The following is a 20352-nucleotide window of genomic DNA, read 5'->3' as shown; positions in this document are numbered from 1 at the left end:
CCAGCTGTATCGTAGCTGATGTGGCGCGGCGATGGGGGGGATGCGGTCTTGGATGCCGCTTCCCTTGCATATCACCGTGCTGTCTCTGATGGTTCAGCGGGGATAAAAAACCGCCACGCGCAGAACCAGTCGTCCGGGTGGCTGTCCGGCGGGCAGCCCAGGCATTCGGTGCGGATGCGGTCGTCAATGGCGCGGGCGAAATAGGTATATTCCACCAGCCCCGCCGATTTGCAGGGATAATCCGCCAATTTCTTGCGTTTCCGGACCGACTGGACCCGGCATTCATTCATCTGGAAGGTGAAGCTGGACGGCCCGTCATCGACGATCGAATGAATATTGAGATTGGCGTACACCCGGAAACCCAGGGCTTTTTTCAGGCCGTCGAGGCCTGGATGTTCGGGCATGTTGAGGAACTTTTTGATGGTCCAGGCCTCAAAGGGCGAAAACTGGGCCCAGGCCGAATCATTGCAGCGCTTGGCATCGTTCATGCCGTGGGTGAATTCCACCGCCTGAAACCACACCCCGTCGTTGGCCAGCCAGTTGGCGGAGACGCTGTCCATCAGCGCCAGCAGGTTGTCGCGGGAAAGGGCGAGCAGCGGGGCGGGAACGCCTTCCTTCATCTCAAAGCCCAGGGTTTTGGCGAGCCGGTTCATCTGGACGTCAAAGCCCTTGTCCGTTGCCTCCTGCAAGACCTCCAGGGCTGTTTCCATGCCTATCTGGTGCCGTACTTCGGTGAACCAGACGGCGTAATGGACCATGGTGCGCTGCAACAGGTTGATGATGTAGCGGGCGAGTTCGGTTTGGTCGAGGTCTTTCGGGGTCTGGGCGGGCATCTGTTCGTTCAACGGTTCTTCCTCCTTTGTGTGTAAGTAGCGGCGCGTAGAGTTGCAACCCTTGGTTTTTGATAGCCGAAATGGTTTCAACGGTGGAGAAAAGCATAAAAAAATATCGATATAAAAACGAATCGGCGGTCTTCCGAAGATACGTCTCACCACCTCTGGCGAAGGCCGCTGCGGGCAACAAGGAATACTCCACTCTCCCCGGAACCCTGCTTGACAGTAGCACATTTGTCGCCGGGGCTCTATCGATTCGTTTTGTCCCGACGGGACCAGGGGTGATCGGATTGCAGGTCATTTCCGGCAATGTCAGGGTGCGGCGGTGGATACCGAAACGGCGACAAAGCCCGCCGCCGCACCACCATCTCCCGCTCCGATGAGCGCGGAGCTGTCAAACTCTCAACTTCAGTGATGAAACAATGGCATTGAAGAAAGCAAAAATATGCCCCTTGTCATCACTCTCGGCGGAGGCTACACCGCGCCAGAGCCTGCGATGTGGCGAGACTCCATGCCAATACGGTTGTCGAGGCATTGCTGGCCGAGCGGCAGAGCGACCGAAGATGAATGTTTTTGCCCGCAGCATACTCCCTTTCCTCCCCGGGTCTTCAGCGCCCCCTCGATAAGAAAAAAAGCCCGACGGACAGATTCCGCCGGGCTTTTTTCTTATTGTCTGCCGCCGCCGCTTCAGGCCCTGTCAGCCGAACCGGCCGGTAATATAATCTTCCGTCAACCGGTGCCGGGGATTGGTGAAGACCCGTTCGGTCGGACCGACCTCGATCAGGTCGCCGAGGTGGAAATAGGCGGTTCGTTGCGACACCCGCGATGCCTGCTGCATCGCATGGGTGACGATGACGATCGAGTACTGCAGCCGCAGTTCGGCGATCAGGTCTTCGATCCGGGCGGTGGCGATCGGATCGAGGGCCGAGCACGGCTCGTCCATCAGAATGACCTCGGGGCTGACGGCGATGGCCCGGGCGATGCACAGCCGCTGCTGCTGGCCGCCCGACAGCCCGGTCCCCGGTTCCTGCAGGCGGTCCTTGACCTCTTCCCACAGCCCGGCCTTGCTGAGCGAGGTCTCGACGATCTCCTCGAGTTCGGCCTTGGTGCGGGTCAGGCCATGGATCTTCGGGCCGTAGGCGACGTTGTCGAAGATCGACTTGGGGAAGGGGTTCGGTTTTTGGAAGACCATGCCGACCCGGGCCCGCAGCGGCACGACATCGACCGACGGGGCGTAGATGTCCTCGCCGTCGAGCCGGATCTCGCCGGTGACCCGGCAGCCGGGGACGGTATCGTTCATCCGGTTGAGGCAGCGGAGAAAGGTCGACTTGCCGCAACCGGAGGGGCCGATCATCGCCAGCACCTCGTTGCAGCCGACATCGATACTGATTGAGCGGATGGCGCATTTGTCGCCGTAGTAGACGGCAACGTCCCTGGCGGTCATCCGGGGATCGGCGACAAAAGACTCGCCGACGGTCTGCCGCTGCGCCACCGCTCCGGCTTCCTGCTGCCGGGAATCGGCAAAACCGGTTCCTTCCATGGTCGATTGCCTGGTGCTTCCTGCCGGTCCGGATGTCAGTTTCATAAACATTGTTGAAATGCCGCGGTTGGCTGTCTGGAAATGGGTTGTGGCGATAGGGTGGCAGGCCGGGACCATCATCGCCCCGGCCTGCCGGCTGCTTGCCTTGTATTACATGGTCTTGAGATTGGCGACGTCGTCGGCGTATTTCTTCCGCTCTTCGGCCGGCATCGGGATCATCCCCTTGTCGGCGAGGTAGCCGTCGTCACCCCACGCCTTTTCGCTCGAAAACTCGGTGATGTACTCCTTGATGCCGGGGATCACGCCGATATGGGCCTTCTTGACGTAGATGAACAGCGGCCGGGAGACCGCATACCTGCCGGCGGAGATGTTGTCGAAGGTCGGGGCCTCGCCCTCGATCAGCGAGCCCTGGATGGCGTCGGCGTTCTGGTCGAGGAAGGAGAAGCCGAAGATGCCGAGGGCCTTGGGGTTGGCCTGCAGCTTCTGGACGATCAGGTTGTCGTTCTCGCCGGCCTCGATATAGGCGCCGTCCTCGCGCACGGTCTCGCTGACCCGCTTGAAGGCGTCCTTGTCGCTCTTGCTCATCGCCTTGATAAACTCGAACTCCTCAGCGCCGGCGACCATCACCATCTCGGTGAAGGCGTCGCGGGTGCCGGAGGTCGGCGGCGGGCCGAGGACCTCGATGGCAGTGGCGGGCAGGGCCGGGTTGATCTGGTTCCAAGTCTTGTAGGGGTTGGCAATGAGCTTGCCGTCAGTGGCCGGGTCCGGTACCTGTTTGGCGAGGGCGAGGAAGATCTCCCTGCGGCTCAGCTCCATCGGTTCGGTCGTCTTGGCGTTGGCGAGGACGATGCCGTCATAGCCGATCTTCAGTTCGATGATGTCGGTGACCCCGTTTTTGGCGCAGGTCTCTTTCTCCGAGTCCTTGATCGCCCGGGAGGCGTTGGTGATGTCGGGATGGGTGACGCCGACGCCGCCGCAGAACAGCTTGAAGCCGCCGCCGGTGCCGGTCGACTCGATCGTCGGGGTCTTGAAGGTCGAGCCCTTGCCGAACTGCTCGGCGACGACGGTGGCGAAGGGGTAGACGGTGGACGAGCCGACGATGGCGATCGAGTCGCGGGCCGCCATTGCGGTGCCGCTGCTGATCAGGGTCATGGTCAGGGCGCTGGCCAGAAACATGCTGCGTGCTTTCATTGTGTTCTCCTTGGGTTGTTGATGAATACCGCTGGTGCTGAAGTTAAGACTATCGGGTTGAAGGGTTACCACTTGATCTCGAATTTTTTTCTCAGGAAGACCGCCGTGGCGTTCATGGCGATCAGAAAGGCGAGCAGGATCATGATCGCCGCCGAGGTCTTCTCGGTGAAGGCCCGTTCCGGGCTGTCGGCCCAGAGGAAGATCTGGACCGGCAGGGCGGTGGCCGGATCGGTGAAACCGCTGGGGATGTCGACGATGAAGGCGATCATGCCGATCATCAGCAGCGGCGCGGTATCGCCCAGGGCCCGGGCCATGCCGATGATGGTCCCGGTCAGCATCCCCGGCAGGGCCAGCGGCAGGACGTGATGGATCACCGTCTGCATCTTCGAGGCGCCGATGCCCAGCGCCGCCTCGCGGATCGACGGCGGCACCGACTTCAGCGCCGCCCGGCTGGCGATGATGATGACCGGCAGGGTCATCAGGGTCAGCACCAGGCCGCCGACGACCGGGGTCGACCGCGGCATGCCGAAGAAGTTGATGAAGATCGCCAGCCCGAGCAGGCCGAAGATGATCGACGGCACGGCGGCGAGGTTGTTGATGTTGACCTCGATGACATTGGTCAGGATGTTGTCCGGGGCGAATTCCTCGAGATAGATCGCCGCCATGACCCCGATCGGAAAGGAGAGGAGCAGGGTGATCAGCAGCGAGTAGAACGACCCCATGACCGCCCCGCGGATCCCGGCCTGTTCGGGCTCGCGGGAATCGCCGGCGGTGAAGAAGGTCGTATTGAAGCGGGTCTCGATCCGGCCCTGGTCCCGCAGAGTTGTGATCCAGGCCAGCTGGTCGTCCTTGAGGCGGCGGTTGGCCTCCTCCCCTGCGCCGCTGATCTGGCCCTTGATCAGCATGTCGACGTCGTCGTCGGCCAGGACCCAGATCCTCTGGGTGGTGCCGATCAGTTTGGGGTTTTCGGCGACCATGTCCTGCAGGGTGTAGGCGGCCGAGGGACTGACGATCCGGTACAGGTTTTTCAGCGCGGCGCGACCCTCGACCTCCGGGAACATCGTCCGCAGCGATTGCTTGACGAGGCCGGGAAAATCGGCGGCGGCCAGGTTCTCGCTGGTGAAGGCCGATTCGTCGAAGGTCACGGCCAGCTCGACGTAGGTCTGGCGGAAGGCGCTGTAGCCGCTGCCGATGATCGAGCCGAAGAGGAAGACCAGAAACGACAGGGCGACGACGATGGCGGTGAGGCCGAGCCGCCGGAAACGTTTCTCGGCCCGGTAACGGCGCGGCAGGTCCCGGCCGATCCGCTCGCTCAGCGACCGGCCCGGGGTGTCGCAACAGACTGGCGGTTGGGCGTTGTTATTCATACTGTTCACGGTATTTCTGCACCACCCGCAGGGCGATGAAGTTGAGGAAGAGGGTGAAGAAGAACAGGACCAGGCCGAGGGCGAAGGCCGCCAGGGTCTTGGGGCTGTCGAATTCCTGGTCGCCGACCAGCAGGGTGACGATCTGCACCGTGACCGTCGTCACCGCCTGGAACGGGTTGGCGGTGAGGTTGGCCGAGAGCCCGGCGGCCATGACGACGATCATCGTCTCGCCGATCGCCCGCGACACCGCGAGCAGGACGCCGCCGACGATACCGGGCAGGGCGGCCGGGACGACGACGTTTTTGACCGTCTCGAACTTCGTCGCCCCCAGGGCCAGCGAGCCGTCGCGCAGCGATTGCGGCACGGCGTGGAGCACGTCCTCCGACAGCGACGAGACGAAGGGGATGATCATGATCCCCATGACCAGCCCGGCGGCCAGGGCGCTCTCGGAGGAGACCGGGAGGTTGAAGGAGAGGCCGAGGTCGCGGATCAGGGGGGCGACGGTCAGGGCGGCGAAAAAACCGTAGACGACCGTCGGGATGCCGGCGAGGATCTCCAGCAGCGGTTTGGCGACCGTGCGCAGGCGTTCGCCGGCGTATTCCGAGAGATAGATCGCGGACAGCAGGCCGATCGGGATCGCGACGATCATCGCGATCAGGGCGATGAGCATGGTCCCGGCGAAGACCGGGACGGCGCCGAAGGCCCCGGAGGAGCCGGTCTGGTCGGCACGGATCGCCATCTGCGGGCTCCAGTCGAGACCGAACAGGAACTCGTGGGGCGGCACGATCTTGAAGAAGCGCAAGGCCTCGAACAGCACCGACAGGACGATGCCGATGGTGGTGAAGATGGCGAAGGCCGAACAAACGATCAGCAGCGCCTTCAATACCCCTTCGACGATGTTCCTGGCCCGCAGCCGGGCGGTGATGCGGGCGTAGACCAGGGCGGTCGAGACCGCCGCCAGCAGCAGGACGATGCCGGTGCGCAACAGGTCGGAAGTGTCCTGCAACTTCATATACCGTTGTGCCGCCTCGGCAATGACCGTCTGGTCGGCGCCGGGGGTAAAGTTGCCGGCGACGACGTTGGTGATGTCGTTGATGATGAGGCTGAACTCGCCGGCGGAGAGGGCCTGGGTCTCGGCCGGCAGGCTCGCCTTGAGCAGGGCGGTGAGGACCGGAGGCTGGGCCGCCTGCCACACGACGGCGAGGCAGAGGGCCGGCAGGACGGCGGCGACGGCGGTCAACATTCCGTAGTGACTGGGCAGCGAATGGAGACTGCGGATCCCGCCCCCGGCGGCCGCCGCCGCCATGGCCTTCCTGGCGCCGAGAACATAGGCGCCGACGGCGAGGAGCATGAGGACGAGGAGCAGAGCGGGAAAGTCCATGGTGGCCTCAGCAGGCGGTTGCGGTGACGGCGGGGCGGTTGGATGGTTGCATCTGTTGTCGGAGTCTCACTGGCAGCGGACGATTTCGCCTTCGACCAGGTAGATGACCTCTTCGGCGATATTGGTGGCCCGGTCGCCGATCCGCTCGAGGTGACGGGCGATCAGGTAACTGTTGATCAACTGGCCCGGGTGTTCCGGGTATTTGCGGATCATGTCCTTGACCTTGAGATAGGCGTCGAGACGCATCGCATCGACCTCGTCATCGAGGACGAAGACCTGGCGGGCCAGCCTGACGTCGCGATTGGTCATCGCATCGATGCTCATTTTCAGCATGGTGATGACCTTCTCCGCCATCCCGCTATAGTCATAGGGCGTCGGAACCCGGTGCGGGCTCTTGAGGATCGCCTGCATCCGCATCGCCACGTTGACGGCGAGATCGGCAATGCGCTCGATCTCGCTGTTGACCTTGATCACCATGATGATGAAACGGAGGTCGCTGGCGACCGGCTGGTGCAGGGCCAGGATCTTCAGGCACTCTTCCTCCACCTCCATCTCCATCTCGTCGATTTCATAATCGGAGTTGGTCAACGACTGGATGAGTTCGAGATCGCGGGTCTTGATGATCGTCGCCGCTTTGCGGACCCGGTCCTCGGCCATGGCGCTCATCTTGAGGACCATCTTGTTGAGCTTGATCAGCGCGTGATGAAATGTGAAATGGGTTGTCATCGCTCGTTCTTCCTGTCTGAGGTCGAGGTGGTCTGCGGGACGGGAGTCGTCCTTGATGTTAGGGATAACGTAACGGTCTTGTGTTTCGTTGCGATCAGGACTTCGTTAGAATTTGGTTAGGGGGTCGATTGCGCTTGCGGCCAAGGGGGTAAATGCAGCACATTTGGAGACGCATGGGCAAGGGGTCGTCACGGTGATGGCCCGCGGCCGGCCCCGGCGGCGATGGTCCCCGCCTGGTGGCCTGCCCCCTGGGGCGACGGGGGAAAGAAGAGACAAGCGAGGAACATTCAGCAACATGGCAAAATCGCATATTCTCGTCGTTGAAGACGATGCCGATATCCAGCAGCTGGTGAGCTATAACCTGATCAGGGCCGGTTTCCACGTCAGCTGCGCCGATTCCGGCGAGGAGGCGCTGGCCTGTCTGCAGCGCGACGAGGTCGACTGCATCCTGCTCGATCTGATGCTGCCGGGGATGAGCGGGATAAAGGTCTGCGCCGCCGTCAGGGAAAGCGAATCGCCGACCCGGGCGGCCGTGCCGATATTGATGCTGACCGCCAAGGGTGAGGAAGAGGATGTGGTCGCCGGTCTCGAGGCGGGCGCCGACGACTATATCATCAAGCCCTTCAGCCCCAAGGTGCTGATCGCCCGGGTCAAGGCGGTTCTCCGCCGCGGCCGGGCGCCGGAAGGGGAGGACGAGGGCCACACCATCATCACCGGGGCCGGCATCGAGATCGACCAGGGCCGGCATGAAATCCGCGTCGATGGTGAACTGCTGGCCCTGACGATGACCGAGTTCGGCATCCTCGCGCTACTGGCGGCGAAACCGGGGTGGGTCTTCAGCCGGCAGCAGATCATCGATGCCGTCCGCGGCTACGATTTTCTGATTACCCCGCGAGCGGTCGACGTCCAGATATACGGTCTGCGCAAGAAGCTCGGCGCGGCCGGCGAGAGCATCGAGACCGTCCGCGGCATCGGCTATCGTTTCAAGTCAACACGGAGTGGGGAAAGGTGAGATGAGACAGAGAAAACTCCTATGGCACATATTCCCGGCCTTCCTGACGGCCATCCTCCTCTGCATCGCTGCCGTCACCTGGTATGCAACCGCCAGCATCCAGGACTTTTTCGTTCATCATGTCGGCGCCGATCTGACGGCCCGGGCCGGGCTGGTCAGGGCCCGGGTCGAACGGTTGCTTGCCGACCCGCCGGAGCTCCGGGCGTTCTGCCTCCAGGTCGGGCGGGAATCGCTGACCCGGATCACCGTCATCTCTCCCGACGGCACGGTCCTCGCCGATTCCAGCGAGACCCCGGAGACGATGGAAAATCACCTGCAGCGCCCGGAAATCGTCACCGCCTTTGCCGGCGACACCGGGCAATCGCTGCGTTTCAGCAAGACCCTCAACGAATTCATGCTGTACACCGCCATTCCCATCCGTCGGGCACACCCCGGCGGCGTCGCGACGGTCGAGGCCGTGCTGCGCCTGGCGGTGCCGGTGACCGCCATCGATCGCGCCCTGGCGGGAATCCAGGTGCGGATCGGCATCGGCTCGATCGTCGTCGTCGCCATTGCCGGCCTGCTCGTTCTCCTGCTCTCGCGCCGCATCAGCCGTCCTCTCGAAGCAATGCAGCACAACGCCGAGGATTTCGCCCGGGGGGATTTCAGCCGCAAGATGCAGACCTCCCTTCCCGATTCGGCCTCGCTCGAGGTCGTATCGCTTGCCGCATCGATGGATCGGATGGCGGAGATGCTTGATGACAGGATCACGACGATCGAAACCCACCGGCAACAGTTGGATACCGTTTTTTCGAGCATGATCGAAGCGGTTATCGCGATCGACAACGACGAGCGCGTGATCGGCATCAATGCCGCCGCCGCCCGCCTGCTCGCCGTCGATGCCGGGGAGGCGCCCGGCAGGCTCCTGCAGGCGGTCGTCCGCAACATCGACCTGCAGGTCCGGATCGGCCGGGTGCTGGCCTCCGGCGAGCCGGTGGAGGAGGAGATGATCTTTCGCGACCGGGAGGGCGACAAGCTGCTGCATGTCCGCATCGTCAGCCTGCATGACGGCCGGGCAAAGGAGGGCGGGGCGCTGGCGGTCATCAACGATGTCACCAAGCTGCGGCGGCTCGAGACCGTCCGCCGGGACTTCGTCGCCAACGTTTCGCACGAATTGCGAACGCCGATCACCTCGATCCGCGGCTATGTCGAGACCCTGCTCGACGGGGCCCTCGACAACCGCGAGGTCGCGATCCCGTTCCTGGAGACGGTGCTGCGCCAGTCCGAGCGGTTGAACGCGATCATCGACGACCTGCTGGCCCTGTCGCGGATCGAGCAGGAGTCGAGGGCCGGGGGGATAGATCTCCGCGAGGGACCGCTCGTCGCCGTTCTCGAGGCCGCGGTCCAGACCTGCCGGATCGAGGCGGAGAAGGCCGGTGTCGGCCTCGCCGTCGATTGTCCGGCGGGGATCCTGGCGACGATGAACGACACCCTGCTCGAGCAGGCGATCGTCAACCTGGTGGTCAACGCGATCCGCTACAGCCGCAGAGACGATGTCGTCACGATCTCCGCTGCCGTCCGTGCCGATGCAGAGGGGAAACCGCAGGTGGCGATAGCGGTCAGGGATACCGGTTGCGGCATCGCCCCGCAGCACCTGCCGCGGCTGTTCGAGCGTTTCTACCGCAGCGACCAGGCCAGGAGCCGGACGGAAGGCGGGACCGGCCTCGGCCTGGCGATCGTCAAACACATCGTCCAGGCCCATGACGGCACGATCGACGTCCGCAGCCAGGAGGGAATCGGCTCCGAGTTCATCATCACCCTGAAGGGGAGAATGGCCTGAGCCCCGGGCGCGGAACGGCGATGCGCCAGCTCGGAGAGCTTGCGGCCGCGACCGGTACCCCTCTCCCGGCCGGCGCGACCGGACAGCTGAAATAAATATTGAGAACAAGAGGCTATTATGTCGTATTTCGTCGTTTGTACGGCCGCCCTGTTGACCTCGGGCCTGACATTGTACTCGGGATTCGGGCTGGGCACGTTGCTCCTGCCGGTCTTTGCCCTGTTTTTCCCGCTGGAGGTCGCCGTCGCCGCGACCGCCATCGTCCATGGGGCAAACAATATCTTCAAGATCGCCATGGTCGGCAAGAATGCCGATTTCGCGATCGTCTGGCGATTCGGCCTGCCGGCGGTCGTCGCCGCCCTGGCCGGGGCCGCAGCTCTCGGCTACGTGGCCCATTTCGGCGAGATCGCCAGATATGCCGTCGGCACGAGAACAGCCGTCATCACCCCGATCAAACTCGTCATGGCGGTGCTGATGTTCGTTTTCGCCCTGTTCGAACTCCTGCCCAGGCTGAAATCGCTTCAATTCGATCGCAAGTATCTGTTTCTGGGGGGAATTCTCTCGGGCTTTTTCGGCGGGTTTTCCGGCCACCAGGGGGCGCTGCGGTCGGCGTTTCTGGTCAAGGTCGGGATCTCGACCGAGGCCTTTGTCGGCACCAATGCCGTTATCGGCTGTATGGTCGATGTGGCCAGAATCACGACCTACCTCACCCTGTTCCTGACCGTCGGCGCATCCGGTCTGTTCGCTGCCGGCCAATGGCGGCTGGTCGTTGCCGGGGCTCTCGCCGCCTTTGCCGGGGTGGTGATCGGCAAGCGCTTCCTCCACAAAATCACGATGAAGACCGTCCAGACTGTGACCGGTCTGCTCCTGTTGGGCATCGCCTTTGCCCTCGGATCAGGGATCATCTGAGCCAAAAGACGAAAACCTCATCTCCCCTGCGGCCGGAAATGCCGACCCGGGTTGGGTGCGGGGAAAATATCGTTTGCGGACGGGCCATTGTCTTCGTAGCATAGATTTTCGGCACTCGCGGGGCGACGGCAGTGCTGCGCTCCCGTGGCCGCAGGGGTGAAATTCCCGATGCTTCGGATTTGTCTTTATTTTTCCCGTCATATCTGGACATATATGTGCTATGCTGTTGTCGCCGCCTTCCCCGCCGGGGGGCGGCTTCCGGTCCGGGCGGACGGCCGCCGCCGGTGACGGTCCGGGATCGGGATCGAATGACTATTTTTCTCCCCATCTCCTGTCAAACGCCAATGGGGTGGAGTGGTACGGGTGTCAAGCATGAAACAGGTGAGCAGGCTCCTGTGGTCCATTGCCGGCGAGGGGCTGGCCGGGCAGCCGGGCGGGACGGCATGAGCGGGGTGGAAACGCTGCTGGTGTTCGCTCTGGCCGGTCTGCAATGTGCGCTGGAGGTCACGAGAATCGACCGGGTCGTCCCGGCCGTGGCAATCAGCCCCGTGCCGCAGGCCCCCCCGATCGTGCTCGGCCTGGTGAACGTCCACGGCCGGATTCTGCCGGTGCTGGATATCCGCCGGTTGTTCCGTCTGCCCGTGATCGCGACGGTGCCGGAGCATCGGATGATCATTGCCCGCACGGCGAGCCGGCCGGTCGTCCTGGTCGTTGATGACGTTCTCGGAGTGGCGGAATTCAGCGGGGAGGATATGGTCCCGCCGGATCAGGTGTATCCCGGCATTGAATATCTGCATGGGGTCACCGGGATCGGGGCGGGGATTGTCTATATCTACGATCTCGAGCGTTTCCTCTCTTCGGCGGAGGATGATGAGATCGAGCAGCTGCTGGCGGCGGGCCTGCCGATGCCCGACGACCAGGAAGCATAAGCGTGTGCGTAGCCTGAGCTCTCACCCAACCGGGGCGGCAGAATCCCGGCCCGCTCTGCTGGCACGACTCAGCGACTTTGTTGAAACCCGCCTCGGTCTGCATTTCCCCCCCGAACGCCTGGGTGATCTGGAACGGGCGATCAGCTCTGCCGCAAGCGAGTTCGGCTTCGCTACCATCGACTCGTGCATCGAATGGCTGCTTGCCACGGCCCTGTCGCATCGTCAGATCGAAACCCTGGCCAGCCATCTCACTGTCGGTGAAACCTATTTTTTCCGGGATCGCCGGGTTTTCGACATCCTCGAAACCCAGGTGCTGCCCGCCATCATCGACTCGCGCCGGGGCCGGGATCAGCACCTCAGGATCTGGAGCGCCGCCTGCTCGTCCGGTGAGGAGCCGTATTCGCTCGCCATCCTCCTCTCCCGGATGATTCCCGATCTGAACGACTGGGAAATTTCCATCCTGGCGACGGATATCTCCCCTGTATCGCTGAAGAAGGCGGCCGCAGGAGTTTATGGTGAGTGGTCTTTCCGGGAAACGCCGCGGTGGGTCAAGGAGGGCTGTTTCAAGAAACGGGAAAAAAAATTTGAGATCGACCCCCGGATCAAGCGGATGGTGACCTTCTCCTGTCTCAATCTCGCCGAAGATCCGTACCCCGCGATTGTCAATGCCGCCAGGGCGATAGATATCATCTTCTGTCGCAACGTCCTGATCTATTTTTCGCGTGACAAAGCCGAGACGGTGATTCGCAGCCTTTCCCGCTGCCTGGTCGATGGCGGCTGGCTCGTCGTCAGCCCCGTCGAGGTCCCCAGCGCCGTCATGCTGCCCCACCTCCATCCGGTCCGGTTTCCGGGGGCGGTGCTCTACCGCAAAGGGGCGACGATGGAGGAGATCATCCCCCGGACGACGACCCTGCCGGCTGTTGCAGCGGCAATGCCGAAACCTGCCGATACTGGGGCAATCAGGGAACCCTCCGAGGTCGCCCGGGCAGTCCGGCCTGCAGAGAAACCTCGGGTCCCGGTCCCCGCCGCCGGTGGCGGCAGAACGCCGGATCAGGCGAGGTTGCTGGCCGATCAGGGCAAGCTCGCGGAGGCGTTGGCGGTATGCGCAGAGGTGATCCCGGACGACAAACTCAATCCGACGCTGCACTATCTCCAGGCGACCATCCTCCAGGAGATGGGGAGGACGGCCGAGGCTGTGGCGGCGCTGCAGCGGGCGCTGTATATCGACCAGGAGTTTGCGATCGCCCATTTTGCCCTCGGCCATCTGCTGCAGGGTCAGGGCCGGCGCAGGGAGGCGGGCAAGCACCTGGCCAAGGCATGTTCGCTGCTGCAGGCGTTGGACGACGACGAGGCGCCGCCGCAGGCCGAGGGTATGAGCGCCGGTAGATTGATCGAACTGATTGAGGTGATGCAGGGTTCTGCAGGTCGGGGGTGAATACATGGGTACGGGAAGGTTTGACTGGGACGAGATCCATCGCAAGGTTCAGGCGGTGGGGGTGGCGATTGACAGCGGATATGCGCCAGGTCCGGAGGAGAGCAGGCGGATATTGCAGCGAAGGGCCGCACAACTGGCGCAGAAGGTGGAAAAAGAGGGTGACGCCGAGGTCATCGAGGTCGTCGAATTCCTGCTGGCGCACGAGCACTACGGCATTGGGTCGCATTACATCCGCGAGGTCTATCCGCTCCGCGACTACACCCCCCTGCCCGGGGTCCCGTCCTTTGTCCTCGGCCTGATCAATGTGCGGGGACGTATCCTATCGGTCGTCGACCTCAAGAAATTTTTTGATCTGCCGGCAAAGGGGATCAGTGATCTCAACAAGGTCATCATCATCGGCAACGAGACGATGGAGTTCGGCATCCTGGCCGATGCGATTCTCGGGGTGCGGACTATTGCGGTCAGCGCCATCGGTCCACCCCTCCCCACCCTCACCGGCATCCGGGAGGAATTTGTGCAGGGAGTGACCGGGGAACGGCTGGTGATCCTTCATGCCGCCCGGATTCTGACCGACGGAAAAATCATTGTCCACCACGATATATGAGCACAGGGAGAAGATATGAAATGGTTTGTTGATCTGGCAACGCGGACAAAACTTTTTTTCAGTTTCGGCCTGATGATCGTGTTGATGCTGGTACTGATCATTGCGGCCTACATAGGTCTTAGCGCTATCCATCAGTCGCAGGAAAGACTGTTTCGGGACGACTTTCTGCCTTCGATCGAATTGCTCAAGTTGAGGTCATCGCAGAATCGGGCCCATGCCCAGCTCCTCGAAATGATGATGACCCCGGACAGGGGCCGGCAGCAGGCACTCGAACGGGATATCGCCGCCAGGACCAGGGAGGTGGATGAGGGGCTCAAGCTCGTCGCCGCATCACTGCAGGGTCACCCCCGGGAATTGCGGCAGTTCGACGAACTGGTTGCCGCCCTGACAGAGTATCGGAGGGTGAGGGAGCAGCAGATCTCTTTGATATATGACGAGAAGTCGAGCGAGGCCGAAAGCCTCGATGCCGCGGTCCAGGACAAACTGTACAATCGGGTGAGGACAATCGCCGTCGATCTGGGAACCACCGCCATCGCCCAGGCCACGGAGCGGGTCGTGGCGGCCAATGCCCGGGCGGAGCGGTTGTCACGGATCTTTATCGGCATCAGTATCCTCGTCTTTGTCTTCGGTGTGGTTGTCGCCCTGTATCTGAGCCGGATCATCGCCCAGCCGCTGCGGGAGATCACGACCGCGGCCCAGCGGATCGCCTCGGGGGATCTCGAGGTTGCGACCCGGAGCAAAGACAGGCAGGACGAGGTCGGGGATCTGGCGCAGGCATTCGCCACGATGGTTCGGTATCTGCAGGAAATGGCAGTGATATCCAGGAAGATCGCCCAAGGTGACCTGACGGCGACGGTCAGGCCCGTTTCCGACCGGGATGTGCTGGGGAATGCCTTTGCCGATATGACCGGTTATCTCCGGGAGATGGCGACCGTATCCAAACAGATCGCGGAAGGCGATCTGACGGTACCGGTAAAGCCCGCATCGGACAACGACATCCTGCGGAATGCCTTCGCCAATATGGTTACCATTCGTCGCCGGATAACCCAGGAGATCAGCGACGGCATCAACGTCCTGGCATCGTCGGCGAGCGAGATCCTGGCCTCGACGACCCAGATCGCCGCCGGGATGTCGGAGACGGCGGCATCGGTGACGCAGACGACGGCGACGGTCGAACAGATCAAACAGACGGCGCTGCTGTCGTCGAAGAAATCGCGGGGGGTCTCGGAGAACGCTCAGAAATCGGCACTGGTGGCCGAGCAGGGCAAGTCGACGGTTTCCGAAACGATTGACGGGATCACCCGTATCAAGGAGCTGATGGAGACCGTCGCCGAGAGCGTCGTTATGCTGAGCGAGCAGACCCAGGCTATCGGTGAGATCATCACGGTGGTCACCGACCTTGCGCAGCAGTCCAACCTCCTGGCGGTCAATGCGGCGATCGAGGCCTCGAAGGCCGGCGAACACGGCAAGGGGTTCGCGGTGGTGGCTCAGGAGATCAAGAGCCTGGCGGATCAATCGAAACAGGCGACGGAACAGGTGCGGAAAATTCTCGGCGATATCCAGAAGGCGACCGGCAAGTCGGTGCTGGCGGCGGAGCAGGTGAGCAAGGCGGTGGAAGGAGGGGTGAAGCAGGCTTCCGAGTCCGGGGAATCGATCAGGAAACTGGCGGAGAGCATCAGCGGGGCGGCCCAGGCGGCGGAGCAGATAGCGGTGTCAAGCCAGCAGCAGTTGGCCGGGATGGAACAGGTGGCAATAGCGATGGAAAATATCAAACAGGCGACCCATCAGAACGTCCTGGGAACGAAGCAGGCCGAACAGGCCGCCCATACCTTGAACGAACTCGGACAAAAACTCAAGGAGATGGTGTCACGCTCCAAAGTATGATGCGGGCAGCGTGAGGAATGGAACTGAGAGGGATCTGACATGGAAACCAGGGACGCGGAGTTTTTACAAAGATTACTTGCCATGTTCAGGATTGAAGCCCGGGAGCATCTCAATGTTATATCGATCGAACTCACGAGGTTAGAGAAAGGCGGATCGAGGGATCAGGCCGGCAGCATCGAGATCATGTACCGGGAAACCCATACTCTCAAGGGTGCGGCTCGATCGGTGAACCTGGTTGATATCGTTGCTCTCTGCCAGGCGGTGGAAAGTGTTTTTTCGGCGTTGAAAAACGGCCGTATGGTGCTGTCGCCGCAGGCAGGCGACCTGCTCCATCACACGATCGATTTCTGCTTCCGGCTGGTTGACGGCAAGGAGGCCCCGGTCGCCGCGGGAACGGTTGTCAACGATCTCATCCGTCAACTGCACGGCCTGACAGCCGGGTCGGGATCGGCTGCGGTTGCGGAAGCGGGCAAGCCGGTTGCGGGCGAATCGGCGGACCTGCCATCAGTGGAGTTGGAGAGGGTGGCTCCGCTTCATCCGACGCCAGGCCCGGATGTCGCTGAACCGCCGGATCAGGGGGCCGGCAGCGGGCCGGCGGCGGCCGGGGCGGAGACGGTCAGGATTGCCACAGCCGCCCTCGACGCCCTTCTGCTCCAGGCGGAGGAGATGGTTGCAGTCAAGATCGCCGCCACGCAGCGGATGACGGAATTGCAGGAACTGCAGCACCAGTTCGACGCATGGAAAAAAGAGCGGCAGCGAGACCTTTCCTTTACCATTCCCCGGACTGGTTCCGGTACCGGCCAGATATCGACGGAACAGTTCATCCCCACATTCGGCGCCAGGCTGACGGCGCTGGTCAGGGCGTCTGAAGACGATCATCGGGCCTCCGCCTCCCTGATCGATACGCTGCTCTACGATATGAAAAAAACGTTGATGCTGCCCTTTTCGTCACTGTTCGAGATGTTCCCCCGATTGGTGCGCGACCTCGCCCGCACGGAAGGGAAAATGGCGGAAGTGACGATCGAAGGCGGAGAGATAAAGGTGGACAGAAGGATCCTGCAGGAACTCAAGGACCCGCTCATCCATATGGTGCGCAATTGTCTGGTCCATGGCATTGAATCTCCCGCGGAGCGGGAGAAGAAGAACAAACCGGTCCACGGCGTCGTCAGGATAGAGGTCGCGTCGCGGAACGGCAAGATCGAGATTGCGGTGGCCGACGACGGCAGGGGGATCGATCTCGCCGGCGTGGTCTCCGCCGCCGTCAAACAGGAGATGATCGCAGCGGATGCGGTCGCCGCCCTCGACGACCGGGAGGCGCTGCAGCTGCTGTTCCGGTCGGGGGTGACGACGAGCCCCCTGATCACCGATCTGTCCGGGCGGGGGCTGGGGCTGGCCATTGTCAGGGAGAAGGTGGAGAAGCTCAACGGCACGGTAACCGTTCATGCCGGGCCGGAGGAGGGGACGACCTTCCGTCTGGTCGTGCCGCTCTCGCTGGCGACGTACAGGGGCGTCCTCGTCAGGGTCGCGGAGCAGCAGTTTGTCCTGCCTTCCTCCAATGTCGAGCGGGTGGCGAGAATCAGATGGGAGGAGGTGGAGACGGTTGAGAACCGCGAAACGCTGGTGATCGATGGCCGGCCGCTGGCCCTGGTCAGGCTTGGGGATGTGCTCGAGCTGAAGACCGCTGTTGTCCGGCAGCCGGTTGATGAGGCGTTCATGCAGGTGGCGGTCGTCGGCGCGGCCGAAAAGCGGATGGCGTTCATGGTCGATGAGATCCTCGGCGAACAGGAGGTGCTGGTGAAACCGCTCGGCCAGCAGCTTCCCCAGGTCCGCAATATCATGGGGGCGACGGTCTTCGGCAACGGCAGGGTGGTGCCTCTGCTCAATATTTCCGACCTCCTGAAGACCGCGATGAAAAAGGCGCCGTCGTTTATGGCCGATCCTGGTGAAACGCCGGTGAAAAGCAACTCCGTTCTGGTGGTGGAGGATTCGATCACGGCCAGAATGCTGATGAAAAACATCCTCGAGGCCGCTGGATATGAAGTCCAGGCGGTGGTCGACGGGGTCGAGGCGATCGCCGCCTTGAGAAGCGGGGAGTTCGATATCGTCGTCTCCGATGTGGAGATGCCGAGGATGGACGGGTTCGACCTGACCGCGAAGATCCGTGCGGACAACAAACTCGCCTCTCTGCCGGTCGTGCTCGTGACCGCGCTTGAGTCCCGCGAGGACCGGGAGCGCGGGATTGATGTCGGGGCCAGCGCCTACATCGTCAAGAGCAGTTTCGATCAGAGCAACCTGCTGGAAGTTATCGGGAGACTGATATGATCAGGGTCCTTGTTGTCGACGATTCTCCCGTTGCCCGGGAACTGTTGATGCACATCCTCGACTCCGATGCCGATATAGAGGTCATCGGCTCGGCCGCCAATGGCAGAGAGGCGGTTGATTTCGTGGCCCGCGACAAACCGGATCTCATCACCATGGATATCCATATGCCGGTGATGGACGGCTTTGAGGCATCGCGGACCATCATGGAAACCACTCCCGTCCCCATCGTCATCGTCACCGCCAGTTACGATATGCGGGAGCTGGAGACCTCGTTCCAGGCGATAGAGACCGGTGCCCTCACCGTTCTGCAGAAGCCATTGGGTATCGGCCACCCCGACCACGAGCGGAACGCCAGAAATCTGATCGCGACCGTCAAGTTGATGTCGGAAATCAAAGTGGTTCGGCGCTGGTTCAGAACAGGCCAAAAACGGCCGCAGCCGCAGACGACGGCGGAGGAAAATCCTGTCTGCCGTCCCTGGCCGGTGAAGGTCGTGGCGGTCGGGGCGTCGACCGGCGGTCCGCCGGTGATCGAAAAGCTGCTGGCGGCCCTGCCGAAGGAATTTCCCGCGCCCATCCTGATTGTCCAGCACATGGCCGAGGGATTCATCCACGGGTTCGCCGAATGGCTGGGCCAGACATCCTCCCTGCCGGTGCATGTGCCGTTCCACGGCAGTATGACACGCTCCGGCCATGTCTATATCGCTCCGGACGGTAACCAGATGAAAATGGGGGCAAGCGGCAGGATCTGCTGCATCTGTGACCAGCCGGAAAATGGCCTCCGTCCCTCCGTCTCCTATCTTTTCCGGTCAGTTGCGGAGACCTTCGGCAGAAATGCGGTCGGCGTCCTGTTGACGGGGATGGGAAAGGATGGCTCGGCGGAATTGAAGCTGATGAAGGACAGAGGGGCCGTCACCATCGCCCAGAACGAGGAGAGTTCGGCAGTGTACGGCATGCCGGGGGAGGCGGTGAAGCTTCATGCGGCGCACTATGTGCTGCCCGCGGAGCGGATAGCCGGGGTCTTGACGAGCGTTGTCATGCCCGGGATCACAAGTGAAGACAGTGACGGGGAAACTGTATGAACACAACGGCGGCAGAAAATCATCTGGACATACTGATTGTCGAGGACAGCCGGACGCAGGCCGAACATCTGCGATATATCCTGGGGAAAAAGGACTTTCAGGTCTCGCTGGCGGCCAATGGCGAAGAGGCCCTGCAGTTTCTGGAGAACCGCCTGCCGGATATCGTCGTCACCGACATCGTGATGCCGGAGATGGACGGCTATGAACTCTGTCGCCGGATCAGGGCTGACCAGCGGTTGAAGGATCTGCCGGTCATCCTGGTCACCTCGCTGTCGGAACCGACCGACGTCATCAAGGGCCTCGAGGCCGGGGCCAACACCTTCATCACCAAACCCTACGACGAGAAGTATATCATATCCCGCATCGAATACCTCATCGCCAACCGGGAACTGCGCGAGACCGCGAAAGCGGATACGGGTTCGGAGGTCTTCTTCTCCGGCCATACGTATCGGATCAGTGCCGAGCGCCTGCAGATCCTCGATCTCCTGCTCTCGACCTATGAAAGTGCCTATCATAAGAATCAGGAACTGCTCGTCACGCAGACGAAACTGCGGGAGTCGCATGAGCGACTGGAACAGGAAAAGGCGAAGACCGAGTCGATCATCGCCGCGATCGGCGACGGTATCAGCATCCATGACCGGAACTTGATCATTCTTTATCAAAACCAGATCCACATTTCGTACTTTGGCGATCATCGGGGAGAAAAATGCTATCAGGCATACGGGGACATCGCTGCCCCCTGTCGATCCTGTCCAGTCCTGAAATCTTTCAGCGACGGCGGGATCCATACCCACGAGATGATCAAGCCCGTTGCCGGCGGCACCTCCTGCTTCGAGATCACCGCCTCGCCGCTGCAGGATGCGACCGGGGGCATCATCGCCGGCATCACCGTCGCCCGCAACGTCGATCAACGGAAAAAACTGGAACGGGAGCGGGAGAATCTCATCCGTGATCTTCAGGAGGCGCTGGCCAATATCAAGACCTTGAGCGGGTTGCTGCCGATCTGCGCTTCATGCAAGAAGATCCGTGATGACCAAGGGTACTGGAATCAGATCGAAACCTATATCAAGAACCACTCCGATGCGACCTTTACGCATGGTATCTGCCCTCAATGCATGGAGAAACTGTACCCGGACGTATATGAAATAATGCAGGCGAAAAATAAGGGGTGAGGTGTCCAAGATCTTTCACCCTCACCTGTTGCAGAAAAGACGATCGAGCGTCGGATTGAAATAATGAGAACATTGTCATTTTTTCTCTTGCACGATCAGATGAACTGTGATAAAGAACCGGTCCCGACACACTGCGGTGTCGCATGGCGGCA

General features: G+C 61.9%; 16 protein-coding genes. 10 read left to right on the top strand and 6 right to left on the bottom strand.

Annotated elements, in window-relative coordinates; all coding sequences use genetic code 11:
• Positions 1–71 precede the first annotated feature (71 nt).
• The 6 genes from HNQ81_RS08100 to phoU form a co-directional block, all read right to left on the bottom strand.
• Entirely contained in the window at positions 72–845 is a 774-nt protein-coding gene (locus tag HNQ81_RS08100; protein ID WP_240191713.1) for a DUF6125 family protein, read from the bottom strand.
• 685 nt (positions 846–1530) lie between these two features.
• The gene (gene pstB, locus HNQ81_RS08095) at positions 1531–2373 is read right to left on the bottom strand and encodes a phosphate ABC transporter ATP-binding protein PstB (RefSeq protein WP_183350229.1); all 843 of its coding nucleotides are present in this window, start codon (positions 2371–2373) and stop codon (positions 1531–1533) included.
• Positions 2374–2523: 150 nt separating this feature from the next.
• Entirely contained in the window at positions 2524–3564 is a 1041-nt protein-coding gene (locus HNQ81_RS08090; RefSeq protein ID WP_183350167.1) for a PstS family phosphate ABC transporter substrate-binding protein, read from the bottom strand.
• Between the two features lie 65 nt (positions 3565–3629).
• Entirely contained in the window at positions 3630–4931 is a 1302-nt protein-coding gene (gene pstA, locus HNQ81_RS08085; protein ID WP_183350227.1) for a phosphate ABC transporter permease PstA, read from the bottom strand.
• A complete protein-coding gene (pstC, locus tag HNQ81_RS08080) occupies positions 4924–6312 on the bottom strand; it encodes a phosphate ABC transporter permease subunit PstC (protein WP_183350165.1) in 1389 nt (462 codons plus the stop codon). The genes pstA and pstC overlap by 8 nt, the downstream gene beginning before the upstream one ends.
• 66 nt (positions 6313–6378) lie before the next feature.
• Positions 6379–7038, bottom strand: coding sequence for a phosphate signaling complex protein PhoU (phoU, locus tag HNQ81_RS08075; RefSeq protein ID WP_183350164.1), 660 nt, complete (start codon positions 7036–7038; stop codon positions 6379–6381).
• A gap of 295 nt (positions 7039–7333) precedes the next feature.
• On the opposite strand from phoU, the gene HNQ81_RS08070 reads away from it, so the two are divergent.
• From HNQ81_RS08070 to HNQ81_RS17305, 10 genes are all read left to right on the top strand, one after another.
• Positions 7334–8050 (top strand): response regulator transcription factor, encoded by a 717-nt coding sequence (locus HNQ81_RS08070; RefSeq protein WP_183350162.1) that lies wholly within the window; start codon positions 7334–7336, stop codon positions 8048–8050.
• A gap of 1 nt (position 8051) precedes the next feature.
• The gene (locus tag HNQ81_RS08065) at positions 8052–9869 is read left to right on the top strand and encodes an ATP-binding protein (RefSeq protein ID WP_183350160.1); all 1818 of its coding nucleotides are present in this window, start codon (positions 8052–8054) and stop codon (positions 9867–9869) included.
• Positions 9870–9986: 117 nt separating this feature from the next.
• Complete coding sequence (locus HNQ81_RS08060; protein WP_183350158.1) at positions 9987–10775, top strand: TSUP family transporter; 789 nt, start codon at positions 9987–9989, stop codon at positions 10773–10775.
• 443 nt (positions 10776–11218) lie between these two features.
• Positions 11219–11704, top strand: a complete 486-nt coding sequence (locus tag HNQ81_RS08055; RefSeq protein WP_183350156.1) for a chemotaxis protein CheW — start codon at positions 11219–11221, stop codon at positions 11702–11704.
• A 4-nt stretch (positions 11705–11708) separates the two neighbouring features.
• Positions 11709–13139 (top strand): CheR family methyltransferase, encoded by a 1431-nt coding sequence (locus HNQ81_RS08050; RefSeq protein ID WP_205240232.1) that lies wholly within the window; start codon positions 11709–11711, stop codon positions 13137–13139.
• Positions 13140–13143: 4 nt separating this feature from the next.
• Positions 13144–13743 (top strand): chemotaxis protein CheW, encoded by a 600-nt coding sequence (locus HNQ81_RS08045; RefSeq protein ID WP_183350152.1) that lies wholly within the window; start codon positions 13144–13146, stop codon positions 13741–13743.
• A gap of 15 nt (positions 13744–13758) precedes the next feature.
• A complete protein-coding gene (locus HNQ81_RS08040; protein ID WP_183350150.1) occupies positions 13759–15627 on the top strand; it encodes a HAMP domain-containing methyl-accepting chemotaxis protein in 1869 nt (622 codons plus the stop codon).
• An 81-nt stretch (positions 15628–15708) separates the two neighbouring features.
• Positions 15709–17949, top strand: coding sequence for a hybrid sensor histidine kinase/response regulator (locus HNQ81_RS08035; protein WP_205240233.1), 2241 nt, complete (start codon positions 15709–15711; stop codon positions 17947–17949).
• Positions 17946–19028, top strand: coding sequence for a chemotaxis-specific protein-glutamate methyltransferase CheB (gene cheB, locus HNQ81_RS08030; protein WP_183350146.1), 1083 nt, complete (start codon positions 17946–17948; stop codon positions 19026–19028). Before HNQ81_RS08035 ends, cheB begins: the two co-directional genes overlap by 4 nt.
• Positions 19025–20200, top strand: coding sequence for a response regulator (locus HNQ81_RS17305; RefSeq protein WP_205240234.1), 1176 nt, complete (start codon positions 19025–19027; stop codon positions 20198–20200). Before cheB ends, HNQ81_RS17305 begins: the two co-directional genes overlap by 4 nt.
• Positions 20201–20352: the final 152 nt, after the last annotated feature.

The organism is Desulfoprunum benzoelyticum, assembly GCF_014201505.1.
Taxonomy (GTDB): Bacteria; Desulfobacterota; Desulfobulbia; order Desulfobulbales; family Desulfocapsaceae; genus Desulfoprunum; species Desulfoprunum benzoelyticum.
The sequence above is the reverse complement of the archived record's forward strand: the minus strand, read 5'-3'. Positions and strand labels throughout refer to the sequence as shown.

Excerpts from the sequence above, each read along its gene's own strand:
- cheB (WP_183350146.1), top strand. The coding sequence starts at position 17,946 with ATGATCAGGGTCCTTGTTGTCGACGATTCTCCCGTTGCCCGGGAACTG.
- HNQ81_RS08060 (WP_183350158.1), top strand. The coding sequence starts at position 9,987 with ATGTCGTATTTCGTCGTTTGTACGGCCGCCCTGTTGACCTCGGGCCTG.
- HNQ81_RS17305 (WP_205240234.1), top strand. The coding sequence starts at position 19,025 with ATGAACACAACGGCGGCAGAAAATCATCTGGACATACTGATTGTCGAG.
- HNQ81_RS08065 (WP_183350160.1), top strand. The coding sequence starts at position 8,052 with ATGAGACAGAGAAAACTCCTATGGCACATATTCCCGGCCTTCCTGACG.
- phoU (WP_183350164.1), bottom strand. The coding sequence starts at position 7,038 with ATGACAACCCATTTCACATTTCATCACGCGCTGATCAAGCTCAACAAG.
- HNQ81_RS08070 (WP_183350162.1), top strand. The coding sequence starts at position 7,334 with ATGGCAAAATCGCATATTCTCGTCGTTGAAGACGATGCCGATATCCAG.
- pstA (WP_183350227.1), bottom strand. The coding sequence starts at position 4,931 with ATGAATAACAACGCCCAACCGCCAGTCTGTTGCGACACCCCGGGCCGG.
- HNQ81_RS08040 (WP_183350150.1), top strand. The coding sequence starts at position 13,759 with ATGAAATGGTTTGTTGATCTGGCAACGCGGACAAAACTTTTTTTCAGT.
- pstC (WP_183350165.1), bottom strand. The coding sequence starts at position 6,312 with ATGGACTTTCCCGCTCTGCTCCTCGTCCTCATGCTCCTCGCCGTCGGC.
- HNQ81_RS08035 (WP_205240233.1), top strand. The coding sequence starts at position 15,709 with ATGTTCAGGATTGAAGCCCGGGAGCATCTCAATGTTATATCGATCGAA.
- HNQ81_RS08090 (WP_183350167.1), bottom strand. The coding sequence starts at position 3,564 with ATGAAAGCACGCAGCATGTTTCTGGCCAGCGCCCTGACCATGACCCTG.
- HNQ81_RS08055 (WP_183350156.1), top strand. The coding sequence starts at position 11,219 with ATGAGCGGGGTGGAAACGCTGCTGGTGTTCGCTCTGGCCGGTCTGCAA.
- pstB (WP_183350229.1), bottom strand. The coding sequence starts at position 2,373 with ATGGAAGGAACCGGTTTTGCCGATTCCCGGCAGCAGGAAGCCGGAGCG.
- HNQ81_RS08045 (WP_183350152.1), top strand. The coding sequence starts at position 13,144 with ATGGGTACGGGAAGGTTTGACTGGGACGAGATCCATCGCAAGGTTCAG.